Source organism: Acinetobacter sp. NS-4, assembly GCF_037402435.1.
In the GTDB taxonomy this organism is placed as follows: Bacteria; Pseudomonadota; Gammaproteobacteria; order Pseudomonadales; family Moraxellaceae; genus Acinetobacter.
Genome location: NZ_JBBEUE010000003.1, coordinates 207,818 through 224,569 on the forward strand (window position 1 = coordinate 207,818; position 16,752 = coordinate 224,569).

Genomic DNA, 16,752 nt, shown 5'->3' on the forward strand with positions numbered 1-16,752 from the left:
AGAATATCTAGCTTTCATTGATTTTACCCAGATGATCAATCTCGATTTCTTCACCAATCGGATGCTGTTCAAAATAAAATTGAATCCGTACCGGTTTTGCTTCACCATTGCCTAGCCACAGCAGTTGCGGTGCATTCGAGTTCAGCAAATTCTCATTATTGGCATTTTCATAGGCATGATCGAGTGATGTGATAGTAAACGAAACATGCTCCGGCAAAGTCCTGGCAGTAAATTCCGCATAATCTTGCCATTTTTTGTTTTCTTCAAGAACTTGAGGGCTTGTGGTTTGAATGGAAAGAGGTAGATATTCAAGCACCCCATAACGAAAGGGTGAGACATCCGTAGCACTTTGTACATTCAAGGCAAAAATGCGGGCTTGATCATTTGCTTCACGGTTAATTCTGCGTAAATCCATAATAAACACTTCTCGTGCCTGCATGGCTTTACGCTGGTCTACCCCGTTAATATTGGTCAGAATTAAAGAAGCCATGATTGCCATAATCACAATGACCACCATCAACTCGATCAGGGTAAAACCACGAATTGATAATGATCGGATTGGCTTCATGACATACCTTTAAGCAAACTGTTCCGCAGAACTGACCTGTTTTGGCATGGCCAGTGCCTGATCGATATACGCCACGCGCAATGTGTCACGTGACCCCAGATAACGCTGGTAAAAACTGGAATTCAGAATAGCTGCTGCGCCATGCGTTAAGGCCCAAATGGATGCCAGATAATCACGTGTCGACATGCCACTTTGAATACTTTCTAAATAGCTTTCAGTCATACGGATAATAATACGCAAACGCTGTTTTCTGACCTGATACAGTTCACTAAACAAAAGATTAATGCCGATCCCGGTTGTAGAAAGGCGTTCCTCTATTTGATGGAACAGCACCGTGCGCTCAGGATGATGCAAATGATGCAGCATAAAGAAAGCCAAATGCTCTGGAAAGGCTTTCTCCGCGTCCTTAATCATCTCGAGTAGCATGTTCTCATTACGAATAATGAGCAACATGTACAGTTCATCTTTACTTTGGAAATGTTTATATAGAGTTCCCTTCGCCAGATCGAGTTCTGCTGCCAACGCATCTAGCGTCATCCCTGATTCGCCATTTTCTAACAGCAGTTGCTCTGCAACCTGAAAAATTAACGCTTCTCTTGCTCGAAACTGAGCCTGACGATCCATCTTCACTCTGTAATTCTCTTCTGCGCTTATATCAATTTAAATTATTTACTTTAAATTAAGGAGGTTTTCAAAGTTCTGCATTGTAATGAAAGCAATTTCCTCAACTGACTTATCATATACATCACTCAAGGCTTTTGCTACATAAGGAACGTATTTTGGTTCATTAGATTTTCCTCTGTAAGGCATTGGTGCCAAATAAGGGCTATCGGTCTCAATCAGTACGCGGTCAAGTGGAACCTGCTTGGCCACATCCCGTAAATCCTGCGCATTTTTAAAAGAAACAATCCCGGAAAATGACACATAATAGCCACAATCCAGCACAGCCTTTGCAGTTTCCCAGTCTTCAGTAAAACAATGCAAAATACCATGGGTAGATTTTTCAGCCCGGATGATATCGACCGTATCATGCTTGGCAGCACGGGTATGTACCACCACCGGTTTTTTCACCGCCTGAGAGGCATGAATATGGCGAGCAAAACATTGTTTTTGTTCTGTAATACAATCGGTACTGTGAAAATAATCCAGTCCTGTTTCACCAATGGCCCAAACTTTTTCAGGCTGCGCCAGTTCAATCAGATAATCCGTGGTTGCACGCGCCATAGTCACAGGATCTTCACAGGGATGAACACCGACGCTGTATCCTACATCCGCATGGCGTGAGGCAATTTTAGCCAGCTCGATATGGTCATCCAGGTCAACCGAGATGCTCATAAATTTGGATACACCCGCTTCACGCGCCTGAGCTAATGCCAGATCCAGATTGCCATCATAAGGCGTTAAATCCAGCAAGGTTAAATGGCAGTGAGTATCTACAAACACGGTGAGATCCTAAATCGATTAAACAGCTACATAGTGTAACTAGTTCGACCTTCAGACTTAATACCTGTAAGTATCTTTTCGGCCTCTGATTTGTAATAAACACCCTTTTCTCCGGTCAACTGCATGCCAAAGCCTTGTAATTTGATGCCATTTTGCTTTTGCGATATCCAAATGACTTTACCGGTTAAAGGAATTTTTTGTGATTGTTCAGGCAATGTCGCCAACACAAATACTTCTTCACCCAGCGTGACCGGTTGCTTGGTCGGAATAAACAATCCCCCACCGACAACATAGGGCATATAACTGGCATATAACGTGTCTTTATCCGGGATATTGACTTGAATAATACCGCCCATACGTGGTTGCATTTGATTCCCCTTTTAAATGTTTAAATATTCATTAGTTTTATACACAATTGATCCAGCACTAAATTGCTTTGGACATTTTGCTCAAAATATTGTTTAGCTTGCTGTAAATCAGAATAAACCGTAAATAAAAATTCCAAAGTATATTGTTCTGATAATCCACTCAAATCCAGATCCGAGTTTTTAACTTGCTGATTTAGCTTGACACAAATTAAATCTGACAACAAGTATTCAAACATTTGTGTAAAGTCACTAAAACTCAGCGCTTTATTCCACTTGGTCGCAATTGCCATCGGCATATTTTTTTGTGTGACCAGTTTTTGCCAGTCCGTTAAAAATTCTTGCCGCTTGTTCAACCATTCCATTTCAGCCAGCTGCATGGCCTGCAATGGCATCTGATTGGATAAATTCATCAATAACTGTTTTTGGATTGGGTCCAAATCAGGCAAATGCTCGGATAGATAGCTATCCGCTTGAGCCACAGAAATACGGTCGAGTGCAAAATGCTGCAAACGGCTGCGAATCGTGGCAGGAAGTTTTAAATAGTGATCAGCCAATAAAATAATCACTATCCGATCGCCCGGCTCTTCCAGAGTCTTAAGCAGGGCATTGGCAGATGCGATATTTAAGGCTTCTGCCGGCTCAATTACGATCACACGCCAGCCATCCACAGTTTGCTGCACAAAGGGCAATAAATCACGGATTTTTTCAATCTTGATTTTGGCGTTTTGCTTTTTATTGTCTTCATCTGTGCTGATATAGACATAGTTGGGATGGGTATCTGACTTTAACCACAAACAGCTGCCACATTCACCACACGGCACATTGTTTAGATGCCGGTTAGCACACAATACCCAAGCCAAAAAATATTGTGCAAAAGCTTCCTTCCCACAGCCTTCTTTGCCATAGAAAAGCAGGCCATGACCCAGTTTCGGAAAGCGCCCTGTCAAGGTATCCCAAACCGTTTGCTGCCATGGGTAAACTTGTGCCACAACATTATTTTGCATGGAGGAATTCACCTTATTCGAAGCAAGCAACATCCATCTGATTCAGACGATCCAGATCCGCCTGCGTATCTACACCCGGTGGCAAGTTTGCTTCTGCAACCGCAATCGCAATACGATGCCCATTTTCCAGCACACGCAATTGCTCCAAACTTTCCAGCTTTTCCAATACCCCCATATTCCAAGACACATATTCCTGCAGCAAATTCACACGATAAGCATATAAGCCCAAATGGCGGTATGCCTGTTGATGCAATTGCTGAACTGCTTGCTTGGCACCATCACGATCATAAGGAATCGTGGCACGGCTAAAATACAAAGCCTGGTTATATTTGGACATCACCACCTTAACAATACTGTCGCGCTGGAACTCTTCCAGACTATGAATCGGTTCACATAATGTCGACATGGAAGATTCAGGTTGTGACTCTAAAAGCTGCGCCACCTGCTGCACCAACTGAGCAGGAAGCAAAGGTTCATCCCCTTGCACGTTGACAATAATATCTTCGCTGGCCCAGCCTTTAATGCGTGCAACTTCACTTAAACGGTCGGTGCCAGAGGGATGATCCGCACTGGTCAGCACTACATCTATGCCCTCAGCTCGACACACTTCTGCAATACGCTCATCATCCGTGGCTACACAGAGATCATCAAAACCAGCAACTTTCTTTGCCTGATCCACCACACGTAAAATCATGGCACGACCATGAATTTCCAATAACGGTTTACCCGGCAAACGTGAACTTGCAAAACGTGCTGGAATAACAATATGTTTCATAAACGATGAACCTTAAGAAATTTGAATACCGAATTGCTGTAATTGCTGACCTAATACATCATAGCACTGTGCTGAAAGCACCGCTTCAACCGGAACCACCCAGATTTCGCGATTAAAATCAGGATTTTGCTTTAATAATGGCAAAAGTTTAACCGCATCTTTTTCCGTGGTAATAATAGGATTTGCATCTTCAAATTGCAGATCAGTGATTTCATAATCATAGTGATCTGGAAATTCATGACACTGGAATTGATGAATACCCATAGACTCTAAAGTGCTATAAAAACGCTGTGGAAACCCAATACCGACCACGGCATAAAAATTATCATCCGGATTAAAGGGTTTGGCTTCCATTGCATTTAGCAAATAGGGATCTGTAACTTCAAGATGCATATTTAAAGCAGATGTCGGCTCAACTGCATGCTCAATGACAGTCGCTGTTGCTAATCGGCTTGGAGGTTCGCGTAAATATCCCTCAGGCAATAGCTTTTGATTGCCGAGACCACGATTTTGATCTAACACAATCCATTCAATTTGACGTGCCAAAGCCCAGTGTTGCAAACCATCATCACTGATAATTAAATCTAAATCATACTTTGACAATAAATATTCAATACTCTGTTGCCGATTCGAACCCACCACCATCGGCACACCGGTAGACTGCACAATCAGACAGGGTTCATCTCCAACAACTTCGGGTAGCGATTCCAGATCGACATAGTCTGGGAAAGGCCCCTTTCCACCATAACCACGACTAATCACACCCACGCGAACATCTTGAGTTTGCAGATAATTAACCAGCTGAATCAGCAATGGTGTTTTCCCGCTGCCCCCAACGGTAATATTGCCAATCACCATCACCGGAACGGGTGATTGATAGCTGGTTTTAATGCCCAGCTGGTAAAGTTTTTTATTCAGTAAAAAACCACCACGATAAATCCATGACAAAGGTCTAAGCACAATCAACCACTTGGCCTGTTTATTCCAAGCATCTTGAATCAATTGTGCTACTGACATAAATCAATGTTCCTCGAAATTACGCTGATGTAATTGATAATAAGCACCCTGCTTGGCAATCAATTCTGCATGATTGCCTTGCTCCACAATTCTACCTTTATCCATCACCACAATACGGTCAGCATTTTCAATGGTAGATAAACGATGTGCAATCACAATGGTGGTACGGTCTTGCATGGCTGCATCAAATGCCTTCTGGATAAAGTATTCCGATTCATTATCGAGGGCACTGGTGGCTTCATCCAGAATCAGGATTGGGGCATTTTTCAGAATAGCACGGGCAATGGCAATACGCTGGCGCTGTCCACCTGAAAGATTTAAACCTTGTGCGCCTAATTGCGTATCATAACCTTGTGGTAAAGCCATAATAAAGTCATGCGCATAGGCTGCTTTTGCTGCTGCAATGATTTCCGCTTCCGATGCATTCTCCAGTTGTCCATAAGCGATATTTTCACGCACAGTGCGGTTAAATAACACCACCTGCTGGTTCACCATGGCAATTTGGTTACGTAAAGTATTAATTTCCAGCTCTTGAATGGCATACTGATCTAAATAAATATTGCCTGAACTCAGTTCCTGAAAACGTACCAGCAAATTGACCAGAGAAGTCTTTCCCGCTCCTGAACGCCCCACCAAGGCAATGGTTTCACCCACCTTAACATCCAGGTTAAAATCATGAATTGCATGATGACCATCTGCATAAATTAAATTTGCGTTCTGGAATTGAATGTTACCTTTAAGTAGCGGAGTAACCGTGCCGGTATTTTGTTCTTCTGGTAAATCGAGCAATTCAAAAACTGAATGCGCAGCAGCCATACCGCGTTGTAATTTCTCATTCACATCGGTTAAAGCTTTAATCGGCTTGCTTAACATACCCGCTGCTGTAATGTAAGCAACAAACTCACCTGCACTGGTATCACGTAAAATTTCTGGTCGTAACGCAATCCAGATGATAATCCCCATAGCCAGCGACATAATGAATTGCACTACAGGGCTATTCAGCTGCTGCACCACAACCATTTTTAAACCACGTTTCAAGTTTTCCAGCGAATTGTTGCGAAAACGAGCCTGCTCGTATTCTTGTCCACCAAAACCCTTAACGATTAAATTGCCATTCACCGTTTCCTGCACCACATGGTTAACATCCCCCATAGTATCCTGAACCTGAATAGATAATTCACGCATACGTTTTGAGGCTTTACGAACCAGCAACCCCATTAACGGAGCAAAAATAAGGATAATAAGGGTAAGTCGCCAGTTGCTATACAATAAATACCCTAACAACCCAATGGTGATCAGACCTTGTTGAACAATGGTTTTCAGCGATTCAGATGAAGCAGCGGTTAATTGCTCCACGTTATACATGATTTTAGCGGTGATATGACCACTGGTATTATCCAGATAATATTGCGATGGAAGTTTAAGCAGTTTGCCAAAAACTTCCTGACGAATATTAAAGACTAAATTCCGGGAGATCACTGCGGTATAATAGCCCCCAATAAAGGAACCTAAACCGCGGAAAAACATCAATAAAATAACCAGGAAAGGAAATATAGAAGTAAAGCTCTGGTCTCTATGCTGAATTGCGGTAATGATTTTTTCCAGTAATTTCGCAATCGATACTTCAGTCGCAGCACTGATGGAAAAACCAACAAAAACCAGTATCGCTATACCCCAAAAAGGTTTCAGATATCCTAAAAGACGCAGGTAGACTTTAAAATCTTGCTTCACTCATAACCTCTAGACGGAACTTTGGTACTAATATTGATGTTAACAAAACCTAACTGTCCTGCCACATCCATTACACGAATCACATCCTGATGCGTTGCCTTGGCATCAGCAGCAATAACAAACATTAAATCACGACGATCATTGGAAATCTGTTTAATTGCAGTACTTAAATCTGCAATATCCTTGGTCGCAATCGATTGTCCATTAATAGAATAATGCCCTGAAGCATCAACTACCACTTCAATTTTATGATCATATTGTTTAGGTGGTACACCTTGCGCATCTGGCAGGGTTAAATTCATGCGGCTAAACTGGTTGAATGTGGTTGATAACAGTAAGAACACCAAGATAAACAGCAAGCAGTCGATCATGGGGGTCAGGTTAATGTGAATATCTTCAACTTGTGTGCGTTTGAATTTCATTTTTCACCTTAACCTGCTTTTCTAATATCTTGTTCTTGATCTGTAGAATTTTGATAGAAAAGTGCTGCATGAAATAAGGTCGATTGTTGCTCAAGTTCTGCAATATATTCTTGAACCAAACGCTGAAAATAGCGATAGGCAAACAATGCCGGAATAGCAATAAACATCCCTGCTGCAGTAGTGATCAAGGCTTTGGAAATACCTGGAATCATTAAAGTCGGATTGCTATTGGTACCCAAATCAATCACCAAGAAGGATTCGATAATCCCCAGCACCGTACCCAATAAACCCAATAATGGTGCTACAGCACTGAGTGTGCCCAGAAAGTTGATGTTTTTTTCCAGATAACCAATTTCTTGCGATGCAGTAGCTTCCATTTGTGCACGAGCAAATTGTTCATTGTGATTTTTACTTTGGTAACCCGCCATAAAAATGCGCCCCAAAGTCGTACTTTGTAGCACTTGATTCTGTTGCAACTGCTGCATGACCGCTTCGGCATTTTGCGCTGGATTTAACAACAATACCTTAGGCAAAATCATGGTTTTTTTTAACCGAATAAAGCGTTCAATCGTGATTGCAGCGGTAAAAATTGAACATAAAACCAGTGGCAGCATAAGCCATCCACCCGCCTTGACTAATTCCCACATGTTTTTCCCCAATAAAAAACAAAAATATTATTCTGCAAAACAGATATTTAATATCCCATCTAGCTCATCAAGCGAGTGATATTGAATAACCAGTTTACCCTTGCCTTGTTTATTATGATCAATTTTCACATCTGCACTAAAACGCTCAGCCAAACGCTGAGTCAATTGTTGAATATCTGGCGCAACTTCCGCTTTGGCTTTTTCTTGTTTTGGCGTATTTAACTCACGCACCAATTGTTCGGTTTGGCGTACAGATAAACTTTTTTCAATCACATGTTCTGCGACTTTAAGCTGGTCTTTGGCTTTTAAAGTTAAAATTGCACGGGCATGCCCCATATCCAGCAGACCTTGCTGCATAAAGTCTTTTACCGATTCAGCCAGAGTCAACAAACGCAATAAATTGCTGACTGTGGTACGGGCCTTGCCCACGGTATCGGCAATTTCCTGATGGCTTAAACCGAATTCTTCATGGAAACGCTGTAATGCCATGGCCTGGTCAATCGGATTCAAATCTTGACGCTGAATGTTTTCAATCAATGCCAGCGCAATCGCCACCTGATCGTTCAAGTCACGAACAATCGCAGGAACTTCGGTTAAACCCGCCAGTTGTGCAGCACGCCAACGGCGTTCACCGGCAATAATTTCATAGGGATATTTTTCATCATCGATCGGACGAATCACAATCGGCTGCATCACCCCGTGTTTTTCAATAGAAGCAGCAAGCTCCTGCAAATCCTGTTCATGAATAAAACGTCGCGGTTGATATTCACCGCGTTTTAATAAATGCACATCTATCTGTTTGAGCTGACCATGATCTAAAGCTTGAGCTTCCATTTGTAATTTTTCTTTCTGGATCGAGCCAAGCAAGGCATCCAAACCACGACCTTTAGCTAGTCCGCGTTTTTTTGTGGTCATGCGTTACTTCCTTTTTTTACTTTGCTTTTCTTTAACATTTCAGCAGCCAGATTTAAATAGGCAACCGCACCCTTCGAGCTTTTTTCAAAATAGATAATCGGCAAACCATGCGCCGGTGCTTCAGCCAAACGTACATTACGCGGAATGACCGTTTCATACAGTTTTTTACCAAAATATTGTTCCAGCTCTTCAGAAACATCACGGGTTAACGCATTACGCGCATCATACATGGTGCGTAACACACCCACGATTTGCAGATCCGGATTCAAAGCCTGCTGAATACGGTCAATGGTTTGGGTTAAATCAGCCAGACCTTCCAGGGCATAATATTCACATTGCATTGGAATCAGCACACTCTGCACAGCTGCCAAAGCATTGACCGTAATCAAACTCAAGCTGGGTGCACAGTCAACAATAATATAATCAAAAGAAGATTCAATTTCTTGTAATGCGTCACGCAAAATATATTCGCGGCCATCCTGTTCAGCAATAGCAAGTTCTACACCAGCCAAGTCACGGTTAGCACCTAAAACTCTATAACCCACTTCTGCTTTGGTAATTGCGGTTTCAATTGGAACTTCGCCCAATAACACATCAGTGACCGAATACAAAAGATCATTTTTCTGGATACCAGACCCCATCGTGGCATTGCCTTGTGAATCCATATCCACAAGTAAAACGCGCTTTTTCAAAACAGCTAACGATGCTGCCAAATTTACTGCGGTTGTGGTTTTACCTACGCCACCTTTTTGGTTCGCAATCGCAATAATTTGTGCCATGGTGACCCCAATCCTTCGAAAAAATTAAATATGTTTCAATAAAAGCAAGTGACGTTGTTCGTCTAAACGCGGAACTTTAAGTTCAATAATTTCGCAATTAAATTGATCTTTTAAAGCATCCACTTCATCTGCAGGAATTAAACCTTTCATTGATGCAATAATACTTTGCTCATGCATAAAGGGTTGAGATGCAGCCACAAAATCAGTTAAAGAGGCAAATGCCCGACTGGTGATGACATCGAACTGGCCCAGTTCCTGAATGCTTTCTTCATTTTCAACACGTGTTTGTACCGCAACCACATTTTTTAGTTTTAAATCAGCAATAAACTGTTTCAGGAAACGGATTTTTTTACCATTTGAATCCAGCAATACACATTGGCGTTCAGGTTGGCATAATGCAATGATCATGCCCGGCATACCGCCACCAGTCCCAATATCCAGCAAGCGACCTTGTGGTAAATCTTTCAAAATACTCAAGCTATCCAGTAAATGCTTCACCAGCATTTCTTTCGGATCACGAATCGCGGTCAAATTATATGCTTTATTCCACAGTACCAAAGCATCCTGGTATTTGAGTAATAAATTTAAAGCCTCATCGCTAAGCTCCAAACCCAAAGCCTGACTACCCTGCTTAAGTTCTTTAAAAAACTGATGCATATACAAATAACGTCTCGAAAAGTTAATGGAAGTATACCGATTTATACAACAAGTCACAGTAGCTTATGCTTAGTGAATATGCACTTAGTCGTACAAGCCTTGCTTAATTTGTTGATCCAGTACATTTAATCGTTCAGGAGTGCCAACATCTACCCAAACACCCTGCATTTTGGATGCAGAAATTTGTTGCTCAAGCATAGCTTGCTTTAACAAAGGTGCGAGTGGTCGCTTGCCGTTTTCTAGGCCTGCAAACATGCGGGGATGAATCACCGCAACGCCACTATAAGTCAGTGCTTCACCTTGCTGATCTTGATCAAAAGTATAACCACGACCATTGGCCAGGATAAAGTCACCCTGCGGATGTTGAGCCGGATTATCGACAAAAACCAGATGAGCGAGGTCATTTTCCAGTTTCACATCCAGTAAAGTTGAAAAATCCATGGTGGTCCATACATCACCATTGACCAGAATAAAAGGATCTTCACCCAAAAGCGGCAAGGCATTAATAATACCCCCCGCAGTTTCCAAGCCTTCACCTTCATGAGACCACAAGATATTGACGCCAAACTCTGAACCATCTCCCAATGTCTGGACAAGTTTTTCGCCCAACCAGGCAGTATTAATAAGGATTTCTGTAACGCCAATCTTTTGCAATTTTTCAATATGCCAAACAATTAATGGTTTGCCACCCACTTCCAGCAATGGTTTTGGTGTATGCAGAGTCAGTGGACGCATGCGGTTACCCAAGCCCGCAGCAAGAATCATGGCTTTCATTTATGCAGCAACCTCATAACGACCATATTTGGCTTCAAACTTCGGCATTACTTTAGCCTGAATAAACTGCATAAAGGGTTGCAGTTCTGCATAAGGCTGACTTTCTTCCAGTAAATACCACATCACGCGCGGTAAATCTTTGAGATAACCCGATTTGCCATCACGTTCAAACAGACGCACAAAAATACCCAAGATTTTGATATGACGCTGAATCGCCATCATATCGGCATCTTTTTTAAACTGCTCGAAATCACGGTCCTGCTTTGCTGATTCAGGCAACAAGTCATAGAAGGTTTTGAACCAGGTATAAACACGGCCTGCATTCCACTGTACATAGGCATCACGGGTAATTGAAATCAGGTCATAGGTATCCGCACCAATCACGGCATCCTGAAAATCAATTACGCCCAGATCAGTTTCGCCTTCAATTTTCATCAAGTTACGGCTATGAAAATCACGGTGTACAATCACTTGAGGTTGTGCCAAAGCAGCATTGGCTAAAATGGCAAAACTGCGTTTAATTAAAGCACTTTCTTCTGCTGTAGGCTGAATTTGCAATGAAGGCAACATCCAGTCAGTCAGCAATTCCATTTCAGAAATCAGTTTTTCATAGGAATAATTCGGAAAATGATTTGTTCCATCAATTACTTGTAATTGAATCAATTGTTTAAAGCTTTGCGCATAATAAGCATCTACAGTTTGCTCATTCAGCAAGGTAGAGAGCAAAACATCGCCAAAATCTTCCAGCAATAAGAAGCCTAGTTCTAAGTCTTTAGCAATAATATGTGGTACACGCACACCATTCTTATCAAAAAATTCATCGATCGTCACAAAAGGCCCACAATCTTCTTTTTCTGGTGGTGCATCCATAAGCATAAATGTTTTATTATTCAATTTGATTCGTGCATAACGACGGAAGCTTGCATCGCCTGCCAAAAAATGAGTTTCAAATTGATCTGAACCAAGTACAGATGTAATCCATGTTTGTATCAATTGTTCACGTTGTGTATTCATTTGCGATAAATTCTAATACAGGCTGAGTTTTTAAAGTGCTAAGTGTAGCCACTTATCAACTTTTTCTCTATGATGCGAGGATAATTAATTGCGATTAAGCATACTTGGTTAATGAACAAATGAAGCATCAGTTTAAATTTAATCCTTTAGCGACTGCTATCTTTACCCTTTTATGTGGCAGCTCGATTTCAAGCTATGCTGAATCCACAATTCCAGCTTCGACTGTCGACAACCAAAAAATGAAAGACAGTATTCAGGAATCATATCCTGGACAACAATTTTTTGAACAATATTATGTAGACAAATCCTCTCCTGAAGCCCAGCAACGCCGAGGACAACAGTTAAGTTCTGCTTATTGTCAAGGAGCCTGGATTACCCCGATTAGTCCTGAAACCCAGCCTGCAGACCCGGAAAACACAACCTCCACTGTAACAGCCGATTATGGTCATTATGATCCAAATGGTGATTCGGTATTGGAAGGCAATGTGCTGATTGATCAGCAAGGTCGTCAAATTCGTGCTGATAAAATCACCATTGATCAAACCCAAACTTATGCCAATGCCCAAGGTCGTGTACAAATGGCACAGGGCGGTTTACTCGCACAGAGTGACCAGATCAATTACAACTTAAAAACCCAGCAAGGCGACCTGAATAACAGCTTCTACATTTCTGAAGAGCAGCATGCGCATGGCCATGCGGGAAAAATTGCCCGCACCTCAGAAAACGTGGTGGTGATGAACAATGCGACCTATAGCACATGTCCACCAGATGAAACGCCAACCTGGAAAATTCAGGCCAATAAAATTACTTTAAATAAAGAAACCGGACGTGGTGAAACACGTGGAACTAAACTTTATGTAAAAGATGTTCCTGTTTTAGCAGTACCCTACTTCAACTTCCCGATTGATGACCGCCGTACCACAGGTATTTTGACCCCAAGTTTCGGATTTTCTAATGATGGCGGTGTAGAGCTTGGAGTTCCGGTTTATTTAAACCTGGCACCGAATTACGATGCGACTGTCACTCCACGATATATTGCCAATCGTGGCGCCATGCTTGAAGGTGAATTCCGTTATTTAACGGAAAATTTTGGCTCGGGTATGGTTTGGGGTGGTTATCTAGCTTCGGATAGTAAATATAACGACCAAGACCGTAAAGATTTACATTTTTTACATAACTGGCAAATCAACGACCAGTTTTCTACCAATCTCGAATATAACTATGCATCAGATAAAGACTATTTTTCTGATTTAAATAACAATCCCAACTCCAAGACCGACTTAAACTTACGCCGTGCCTGGGAACTGAATTATAAAAATGGCATTCCGGGATTAAAGGCCCAGCTCAAGGTGGAAGATTTCCAGACACTGGACAAGACTGTTCCATCTGAAGACCGTCCTTATGCTCGTCTACCACAGTTTCTATTGAATTATAAAAATGGCAATCCATTAGGCTTGCAATATGAATTCAATAATGACACCGCTTACTTCAAAAAAGACATCTCCGATTTCAACAGTGTAACTACCGAGCCAAGCGGCACACGTATTTATAATGATTTTGCAGTCCGTTACAACTACCGTAATCCATGGTCATTTGTCATTCCGGAAATATCACTGCGTAATATCAATACTTTCTATGATCAAAACACGATTGCAGCTCAAAACATTCGCTCATCGGATGAAACAAAGTCTGTCACTGTACCGCAATTTACTTTAGATACAGGCTTAACCTTTGAAAAAGAAGGTAAATATCTACAAACGATTACCCCTCGCGCTTTTTATGCCTATTCTCCGTATAAAAACCAGGATACTTATCCAAACTTTGACTCTACCACCGCTTCTATCAATTATGATCAGTTGTTCAGCCCACGCCGTTTCTATGGTCATGACCGACTTGAAGACAACAATTTCTTATCTTTAGGTCTAAGTTATAGCCTGTTTGATGAAATTGGTCTGGAACGCTTAAAAACCAGTGTAGGCCAAAGCTTTTACTTTGAAGACCGTCGTGTCAGTCTAAATAATGAATCTGACCAGTTTGATACTGAACGTCATACCGGACCAGTCTTAAGCGTTTCCAGCCAACTATCACAAAATTTCACTATTGGCGCAAATTCAGCCTGGATGTCAAATGGTGACAATGCTCAGCGTGACTTGCAACTGTATTATACCGGCAATCAAGGCAACCTTTATAACCTAGGCTATTTCTATCGCAAAGATATTCCAAACCGACAAAAGCAATATGACCAAGTGGTTGCATCTTTCATTCAACCTGTAGCAAATAACTGGCGGATTTTAGGTCATGCTCAATATGATCTGGACAATAACGTCGCTCGCGAGTATTTATTAGGTGTAAATTATGAGTCATGTTGCTGGGGCATTTCGGTTTATGGACGCTCTTATTATAATGACCTAGATGATGTAAATGCAGATGGCGTAAATGCAAAACACGCGATTATGGCTGAAGTCAGCCTCAAAGGTTTAGGTGGTTTCAACAAAAAGCTTTCATCATTACTAGAAAACCGTATTCTAGGTTTTAATAAAATTAATCAATCTTGGACACAACGTTAATGAAGACAATACAGTTAAAACATTTTTTTAAAGCGACTGCTCTTGCTTTAGCTTTATCTTCATCAATGACTACATTCGCGCAACCCTCAGATGAAGTGGTAGCCCTGGTAGATAATAGTGTCATTTTAAAAAGTGATTTAGAACAAGGTATCGCCGAACTCAAACATCAGCTTGAAGCGCAAAAAAAACAGCTCCCGCCTGAACAGTATTTACAGCAACAGGCACTTGACCAACTGATTATTCGTCAAGCGCAACTCGAGCAAGTTAAACGCTACAATATCAAACCGAACGAAAAAGAACTGAATGAAGCTGTGCTTAAGGTCGCGGGCCAATCGGGTAGCAAGAGTTTAGAAGCATTCCAACAAAAGCTCGACGGTATTGCACCAGGGACTTATGAGTCTTTGCGTAATCGTATCGCAGAAGATTTAGCAATTAACCGCTTGCGTCAACAGGTGGTGATGTCACGCATTAAAATTAGTGATCAGGATGTAGAAAATTTCTTAAAAACTCCGCAAGGTCAAGCTGCTTTAGGCAATCAGGTTCATGTATTGCATATCCGCATTTCTGGTGAAAACAACATAGAGAAAGTGGCCAAACAAGTTCAAGCTGCTCTCAAAGAGAGTAATGATATTCAGGCCCTTGATAAAAAATTCACTGCAAATGGCATAAAAGTTGAAAGTGCCGATATGGGTTTTCGTAATCTATCCGACATCCCAGGTGAACTGGCTGCACGTGTAAGCCCGCTACAAGTTGGACAAACCACAGACCTGATTCCTGTTCGTGATGGTATCCATGTATTAAAACTGGTGGATCGTAAAGGTGCAGATCAGAAAGCGATTGTACCTCAATATAAGGCACGCCATATTTTGATTCAGCCTTCTGAAGTGGTGAGTCCGGAAAATGCCAAACAGCAAATTGACAGTATCTATAACCGCTTAAAAGCAGGTGAAGATTTTGCCGTATTGGCCTCTACTTTTTCCACTGATCCGGGTTCTGCACGCGATGGCGGTAGCTTAGGCTGGGTTAGCCCAGGTGTGATGGTGCCTGAATTCGACGCTCAAATGAAGAATACCCCTGCAGGTCAAATCAGTGCACCCTTCCAGACTCAATTTGGCTGGCATATTCTTCAGGTGACTGATACACGCCAGCAAGATATGACGGGTGAATATCAGCAACGTATGGCACGTCAAATTCTAGGTGAACGGCAATTTGATGCCGAATTGGATAGCTGGTTACGCGAAATTCGCAACAATGCCTTTGTAGAAATTAAAGATCCTAGTCTTGACCGGAAGAAAAATAAATAATTTCAGATGATTTAAATTAGCCCGAAGCCAGTTGTGTGAACAGCTGGCTTTTATATTTTCCATGATATAAAAACCCACATTCACCTCTATTTAAAATCCCAGCAAATAATTTTTAAAAACCTATCCAATGCCCATTCATTTTATTTTCTAATTTTTACGCAAAAAAAACCTCTCACAAGGAGAGGTTTTCTAAAAATTAACAATTAACGGTTATTTTCGTCGTCTTGAGAATCTTCAAATTTTGTTTCGCCTTCAAAACCTGGGTTTGCTTGACCACCGAAGCCACCTTGAGCACCAAAACCACCTTGTTGACCACCGAAGCCACCTTGACCACCGAAGCCACCAGTTTGACCGCCAAAGCCACCTTGACTACCAAAGCCACCTTGACCACCGAAGCCACCTTGACCACCGAAGCCACCTTGACCACCGAAGCCACCTTGACCACCGAAGCCACCTTGAGGCTGACCACCACCAAAGCCACCAGCGCCTTGAGCACCGGCAGGAGCACCAGCAGGACGTGGGTTACGTGCAGGAACAACTGTAGAAATGGCATGTTTATAAACCATTTGACTTACAGTATTTTTCAACAAAACTACATATTGGTCAAATGATTCAATATGGCCTTGCAATTTAATACCATTCACCAGGAAGATAGAAACAGGAATACGTTCCTTACGGAGAGAATTTAAGAACGGATCTTGTAAAGTTTGACCTTTAGACATGTTATAACTCCAAAAAATTTAAAAATCAGCGCAAAAAACTATCTT

18 protein-coding genes are annotated in these 16,752 nt (G+C 41.8%); 2 read left to right on the forward strand and 16 right to left on the reverse strand.

Going from position 1 to position 16,752, the window contains the following annotated elements; all coding sequences use genetic code 11:
• Positions 1-7: 7 nt before the first annotated feature.
• From WAE57_RS03855 to WAE57_RS03925, 15 genes are all read right to left on the reverse strand, one after another.
• Positions 8-568: a type II secretion system protein gene (locus WAE57_RS03855; protein ID WP_337708400.1), complete on the reverse strand. Its 561-nt coding sequence runs from the start codon at positions 566-568 to the stop codon at positions 8-10.
• 9 nt (positions 569-577) lie between these two features.
• The gene (locus WAE57_RS03860; protein ID WP_086174979.1) at positions 578-1,192 is read right to left on the reverse strand and encodes a TetR/AcrR family transcriptional regulator; all 615 of its coding nucleotides are present in this window, start codon (positions 1,190-1,192) and stop codon (positions 578-580) included.
• A 45-nt stretch (positions 1,193-1,237) separates the two neighbouring features.
• Positions 1,238-2,011 (reverse strand): TatD family hydrolase, encoded by a 774-nt coding sequence (locus WAE57_RS03865; RefSeq protein ID WP_337708402.1) that lies wholly within the window; start codon positions 2,009-2,011, stop codon positions 1,238-1,240.
• 26 nt (positions 2,012-2,037) lie between these two features.
• Positions 2,038-2,379: a PilZ domain-containing protein gene (locus WAE57_RS03870; RefSeq protein WP_086174977.1), complete on the reverse strand. Its 342-nt coding sequence runs from the start codon at positions 2,377-2,379 to the stop codon at positions 2,038-2,040.
• Positions 2,380-2,399: 20 nt separating this feature from the next.
• Positions 2,400-3,383 (reverse strand): DNA polymerase III subunit delta', encoded by a 984-nt coding sequence (locus WAE57_RS03875; protein WP_337708405.1) that lies wholly within the window; start codon positions 3,381-3,383, stop codon positions 2,400-2,402.
• Between the two features lie 13 nt (positions 3,384-3,396).
• Entirely contained in the window at positions 3,397-4,158 is a 762-nt protein-coding gene (gene kdsB, locus WAE57_RS03880; protein WP_337708406.1) for a 3-deoxy-manno-octulosonate cytidylyltransferase, read from the reverse strand.
• 12 nt (positions 4,159-4,170) lie between these two features.
• Positions 4,171-5,175, reverse strand: a complete 1,005-nt coding sequence (gene lpxK / locus WAE57_RS03885; protein WP_337708408.1) for a tetraacyldisaccharide 4'-kinase — start codon at positions 5,173-5,175, stop codon at positions 4,171-4,173.
• A 3-nt stretch (positions 5,176-5,178) separates the two neighbouring features.
• Positions 5,179-6,906 carry a lipid A export permease/ATP-binding protein MsbA gene (gene msbA / locus WAE57_RS03890; protein WP_337708410.1) on the reverse strand — a complete coding sequence of 576 codons (1,728 nt, stop codon included), beginning with the start codon at positions 6,904-6,906 and terminating at the stop codon, positions 5,179-5,181.
• A complete protein-coding gene (locus WAE57_RS03895; protein ID WP_337708412.1) occupies positions 6,903-7,328 on the reverse strand; it encodes a biopolymer transporter ExbD in 426 nt (141 codons plus the stop codon). The genes msbA and WAE57_RS03895 overlap by 4 nt, the downstream gene beginning before the upstream one ends.
• Before the next feature lie 8 nt (positions 7,329-7,336).
• Positions 7,337-7,975 carry a MotA/TolQ/ExbB proton channel family protein gene (locus WAE57_RS03900; RefSeq protein ID WP_237787181.1) on the reverse strand — a complete coding sequence of 213 codons (639 nt, stop codon included), beginning with the start codon at positions 7,973-7,975 and terminating at the stop codon, positions 7,337-7,339.
• Between the two features lie 27 nt (positions 7,976-8,002).
• A complete protein-coding gene (locus tag WAE57_RS03905) occupies positions 8,003-8,890 on the reverse strand; it encodes a ParB/RepB/Spo0J family partition protein (protein ID WP_237787180.1) in 888 nt (295 codons plus the stop codon).
• A complete protein-coding gene (locus WAE57_RS03910) occupies positions 8,887-9,669 on the reverse strand; it encodes a ParA family protein (RefSeq protein ID WP_086174970.1) in 783 nt (260 codons plus the stop codon). The genes WAE57_RS03905 and WAE57_RS03910 overlap by 4 nt, the downstream gene beginning before the upstream one ends.
• Positions 9,670-9,693: 24 nt before the next feature.
• Entirely contained in the window at positions 9,694-10,326 is a 633-nt protein-coding gene (gene rsmG, locus WAE57_RS03915; RefSeq protein WP_337708415.1) for a 16S rRNA (guanine(527)-N(7))-methyltransferase RsmG, read from the reverse strand.
• An 84-nt stretch (positions 10,327-10,410) separates the two neighbouring features.
• The gene (murU, locus tag WAE57_RS03920; RefSeq protein ID WP_337708417.1) at positions 10,411-11,100 is read right to left on the reverse strand and encodes an N-acetylmuramate alpha-1-phosphate uridylyltransferase MurU; all 690 of its coding nucleotides are present in this window, start codon (positions 11,098-11,100) and stop codon (positions 10,411-10,413) included.
• Positions 11,101-12,114: a phosphotransferase gene (locus WAE57_RS03925; protein ID WP_337708419.1), complete on the reverse strand. Its 1,014-nt coding sequence runs from the start codon at positions 12,112-12,114 to the stop codon at positions 11,101-11,103.
• 119 nt (positions 12,115-12,233) lie between these two features.
• Between WAE57_RS03925 and lptD the strand changes: the two genes are divergently transcribed.
• Both lptD and WAE57_RS03935 read left to right on the forward strand, forming a co-directional pair.
• The gene (lptD, locus tag WAE57_RS03930) at positions 12,234-14,681 is read left to right on the forward strand and encodes an LPS assembly protein LptD (RefSeq protein WP_337708421.1); all 2,448 of its coding nucleotides are present in this window, start codon (positions 12,234-12,236) and stop codon (positions 14,679-14,681) included.
• Entirely contained in the window at positions 14,681-15,985 is a 1,305-nt protein-coding gene (locus tag WAE57_RS03935; protein ID WP_337708423.1) for a peptidylprolyl isomerase, read from the forward strand. Before lptD ends, WAE57_RS03935 begins: the two co-directional genes overlap by 1 nt.
• Positions 15,986-16,188: 203 nt before the next feature.
• Here the strand turns inward: WAE57_RS03935 and hfq are convergent, their stop codons facing one another.
• A complete protein-coding gene (gene hfq / locus WAE57_RS03940; RefSeq protein WP_337708425.1) occupies positions 16,189-16,707 on the reverse strand; it encodes an RNA chaperone Hfq in 519 nt (172 codons plus the stop codon).
• Positions 16,708-16,752: the final 45 nt, after the last annotated feature.

What these genes read in the sequence shown, in the direction of transcription:
- WAE57_RS03855 (WP_337708400.1), bottom strand. Translation starts at nt 568, where the DNA reads ATGAAGCCAATCCGATCATTATCAATTCGTGGTTTTACCCTGATCGAG.
- WAE57_RS03860 (WP_086174979.1), bottom strand. Translation starts at nt 1,192, where the DNA reads ATGGATCGTCAGGCTCAGTTTCGAGCAAGAGAAGCGTTAATTTTTCAG.
- WAE57_RS03870 (WP_086174977.1), bottom strand. Translation starts at nt 2,379, where the DNA reads ATGCAACCACGTATGGGCGGTATTATTCAAGTCAATATCCCGGATAAA.
- WAE57_RS03875 (WP_337708405.1), bottom strand. Translation starts at nt 3,383, where the DNA reads ATGCAAAATAATGTTGTGGCACAAGTTTACCCATGGCAGCAAACGGTT.
- kdsB (WP_337708406.1), bottom strand. Translation starts at nt 4,158, where the DNA reads ATGAAACATATTGTTATTCCAGCACGTTTTGCAAGTTCACGTTTGCCG.
- lpxK (WP_337708408.1), bottom strand. Translation starts at nt 5,175, where the DNA reads ATGTCAGTAGCACAATTGATTCAAGATGCTTGGAATAAACAGGCCAAG.
- WAE57_RS03895 (WP_337708412.1), bottom strand. Translation starts at nt 7,328, where the DNA reads ATGAAATTCAAACGCACACAAGTTGAAGATATTCACATTAACCTGACC.
- WAE57_RS03900 (WP_237787181.1), bottom strand. Translation starts at nt 7,975, where the DNA reads ATGTGGGAATTAGTCAAGGCGGGTGGATGGCTTATGCTGCCACTGGTT.
- WAE57_RS03905 (WP_237787180.1), bottom strand. Translation starts at nt 8,890, where the DNA reads ATGACCACAAAAAAACGCGGACTAGCTAAAGGTCGTGGTTTGGATGCC.
- WAE57_RS03910 (WP_086174970.1), bottom strand. Translation starts at nt 9,669, where the DNA reads ATGGCACAAATTATTGCGATTGCGAACCAAAAAGGTGGCGTAGGTAAA.
- rsmG (WP_337708415.1), bottom strand. Translation starts at nt 10,326, where the DNA reads ATGCATCAGTTTTTTAAAGAACTTAAGCAGGGTAGTCAGGCTTTGGGT.
- murU (WP_337708417.1), bottom strand. Translation starts at nt 11,100, where the DNA reads ATGAAAGCCATGATTCTTGCTGCGGGCTTGGGTAACCGCATGCGTCCA.
- WAE57_RS03925 (WP_337708419.1), bottom strand. Translation starts at nt 12,114, where the DNA reads ATGAATACACAACGTGAACAATTGATACAAACATGGATTACATCTGTA.
- lptD (WP_337708421.1), top strand. Translation starts at nt 12,234, where the DNA reads ATGAAGCATCAGTTTAAATTTAATCCTTTAGCGACTGCTATCTTTACC.
- WAE57_RS03935 (WP_337708423.1), top strand. Translation starts at nt 14,681, where the DNA reads ATGAAGACAATACAGTTAAAACATTTTTTTAAAGCGACTGCTCTTGCT.
- hfq (WP_337708425.1), bottom strand. Translation starts at nt 16,707, where the DNA reads ATGTCTAAAGGTCAAACTTTACAAGATCCGTTCTTAAATTCTCTCCGT.